2 protein-coding genes are annotated in these 2,921 nt (G+C 65.4%); both read right to left on the bottom strand.

The genetic code is table 11. The features are described from left to right. Window positions 1-3: 3 nt before the first annotated feature. Window positions 4-1,713: a potassium/proton antiporter gene (locus tag AC4FAH_RS01290; RefSeq protein ID WP_131431696.1), complete on the bottom strand. Its 1,710-nt coding sequence runs from the start codon at window positions 1,711-1,713 to the stop codon at window positions 4-6. Between the two features lie 137 nt (window positions 1,714-1,850). After that, window positions 1,851-2,816, bottom strand: a complete 966-nt coding sequence (locus tag AC4FAH_RS01285; RefSeq protein ID WP_225347838.1) for a phosphotransferase family protein — start codon at window positions 2,814-2,816, stop codon at window positions 1,851-1,853. Window positions 2,817-2,921: the final 105 nt, after the last annotated feature.

Below are 2,921 nucleotides of genomic sequence, written 5' to 3'. Positions count from 1 at the left end.
GACTCAGTGCAGTCGCAGGCCGACCTTGGTGATGCGATTGCCTTCCACCTCGTTCACCACCCAGTGGATACCATGCCAGTCGACATCGTCGCCGACCACCGGCACCCCGCCGACTCGCCGGGTGATGAATTCGGCGATGGTCAGGTGGTGCTCGCCCTGGGAGAGCGTCAAGCCGTAGACATCGGCGATATCCTGCATGTTGGCATCGCCTTCCAGCGTGAAGGTCCCGAAGAAGGCGCGTTGCTCGTGCTGCAGACTCTCGCCATTGAACATGCGGTTGAGGCTCGGCACATCACAGGAGCGCCCCACCACGCACAGCACATCCTGCTGATGCAGGCAGGTGCTGCCCTTGGGGTGGATCAGCACCTTGTTGCGGAACAGCGCCCCGACCTTGGCCCCCGACGGGAAGCGCAGCATGCGCAGCGCCACGCCTTCCAGCGCCGTGTTGTCGACGCGATAGACCAGCATCTCGTAGTCATTGACCGGCATGATGCCGAGCAGGTTGCGGCGACTGGGCTGTGCGCCCGGCGGCACCACCACCCGCAGCTTGCGCGCCATCGGCGCCAGCGACGAGCCCTGCACCAGCAGCGAGATGATGACCACGAAGAAGGCGACATTGAAGTAGAGACCGGCATTCTCGACCCCGGTGATCACCGGGAAGATCGCCAGCACGATCGGCACCGCCCCTCGCAACCCGACCCAGCTGATGAACCACAGCTCGCGCCAGCGGAAGCGGAAGAACGGCTTGAGACACAGGATGACCGCCAGCGGGCGCACCACCAGAATCAGCGCCACGCTGAGGATGGCGGCCGGCAGCGCGAACTGCAGCATGGTCGAGGGCGAGACCAGAAGGCCCAGCATCAGGAACAGCACGATCTGCGAGAGATGCGCCAGGCCATCATGCACCGGTAGGATGTGCTCCAGATGCCGGCCGGGGTGATTGCCGATCATCAGGCCGCACAGATAGATGGCAAGGAAACCACTGCCGCCCATCTCGTTGGTGGTGGCGAACAGACTCAGGCCCAGCGCCAGCGCCAGCAGCGAGTAGAGGCCGGGCGCGAGGTCCAGATAGCGCATCAGACGGGCGATCAGCCAGCCGCCGGCGATGCCCATGGCGGCGCCGACACCGAACTGCAGCAGGAAGCTCATGATGCCCGACGCGACGCCGGAGAGCTGACCGGTCAGGATCTCGGCCAGCGTGATGGTCAGGAAGATCGCCATCGGGTCGTTGGTGCCGGACTCGATTTCCAGCGTCGCACCGACACGCTCATTGAGGTGAACGCCCTGGCCGCCCAGCAGCGAGAAGACCGCCGCGGCATCGGTGGAGCCGACGATGGCTCCGACCAGCAGGCCTTCGATCAGGGTGAGATCAAACAGCCACATGGCCAGAAGGCCCACCAGACCGCTGGTCATGAAGACCCCGACGGTGGCCAGCACCAGTGCCGGTTTCAGGCCGGCACGAAACGTGGACAGCCGCGTGCGCAGGCCGCCATCGAGCAGGATGAGCGCCAGCGCCAGGTTACCGATCATGTAAGCGGATGAGGCGTCGTCGAACTGGATGCCCAGTACGCCATCTTCACCCGCCAGCATGCCAAGGCCGAGGAACAGCAGTAGCAGCGGCATGCCAAGACGCGCCGAGACGCGGCTGGCCAACACGCTCAAGGCGATCAGCGTGCCTGCCAGCAAGAAATAATAATTCAGGTTCTCTACCACGAGTGCTCCCCCGCCAAGCCCTACATCAGATCTCGAGTGACGTCCATGACGACTCACCCACAGTATTCCATGTCAGCGATGGGGCTGCAGAGAAATTTCACACCTTTCATGTACTTGCAGCGTGCAGCACGCGGATTTCACGCCAGGCTACGCGGCGAGACCCAGGCTGGGGCTGCCGCAAGCTCAGCATAGGGCCGCGGACCGAAGGCCTCCATCGCCCACAACAGCGCACGGCACAGCTCGCGCTGGCCGTCGAGATCGATCATGCGCCCATGGCGCGAATAGCCCTTCATGAAGGCCTGACGCTGCTCCGGCGTTTCCAGCAGCAACTCCACCAGCGCCCAGTCGAACTCGATCGGCGCCCACACCAGCGCTTCCCAATCGCTCCATACCCAGCCGGTGGCGGCGCACAGGTATTGATCGGCACGCATGTCCGGCAGACACCACACCGCGCGAGTCGGTGCCGGGAAGGTGCGCTTGAGCAGCGTGCCAAGCTCCGCGCGACGCGGGTGATGGGCAAGAAAGCGCGTGACGCGGGTATTCCAGTGCAATAGCGGCATCGGCTGCGCCAGCGGCTGGCCGAAGCCGGACACCGTGTCCTGATGCAGGCGACCAAGCTGGTCGCCCAGCAGCTCACAGAAGGTGATGCTGAGATCGCTCGGCTGCCCGCTGGACCACGGCAGGTGCCAGATGGGCGCGCCATCGAGACGCCCCAGAAAGGTCAGGGGCAGTGGCGGAATCGGCAGACGCGCGGGCAAGGCGCCCGCTAGTCGCGTCAGGCCCTCCGGCGTCGCCCAGCGATCGGCGCCGAAGACCCCGCGCATGGCGCGCCAGAAGGGGTCATGGTCTGGGCCGGTGCGCGCCAGCTTGATGAGGCCGGGCGTGCCGCCACGCTGGCGCCATAGCCAGTTGGCGCTATCCGGCCAGGCGAGCGCCAGCGGCTCGAGCGGTTGACCCAGATAGGTCGAGAGCCGGCGGGTCAGTGACTCCTCGGGCCAGCCCCTGGGCACGGGACGCGGCTCGCCCACGGCCTCAGCCGTGCTCGGCCGCCGTGGGGGAACGGGATAACTGGAACAGGTCGAGAGATCCGGTGTGTCGGGCATGATGATCTCCTTGGGCTACACGTCTTGTTACAGTAATGCTCAGCATACCCAAGGCGTGGCACATCGGCATAGTCCGTTTCGCACGCCACCTCTGCCCTGCCCACC

The sequence above is a fragment of the Cobetia sp. genome, assembly GCF_983723665.1.
The sequence above is the reverse complement of the archived record's forward strand: the minus strand, read 5'-3'. Positions and strand labels throughout refer to the sequence as shown.

Excerpts from the sequence above, each read along its gene's own strand:
- AC4FAH_RS01285 (WP_225347838.1), bottom strand. The coding sequence starts at position 2,816 with ATGCCCGACACACCGGATCTCTCGACCTGTTCCAGTTATCCCGTTCCC.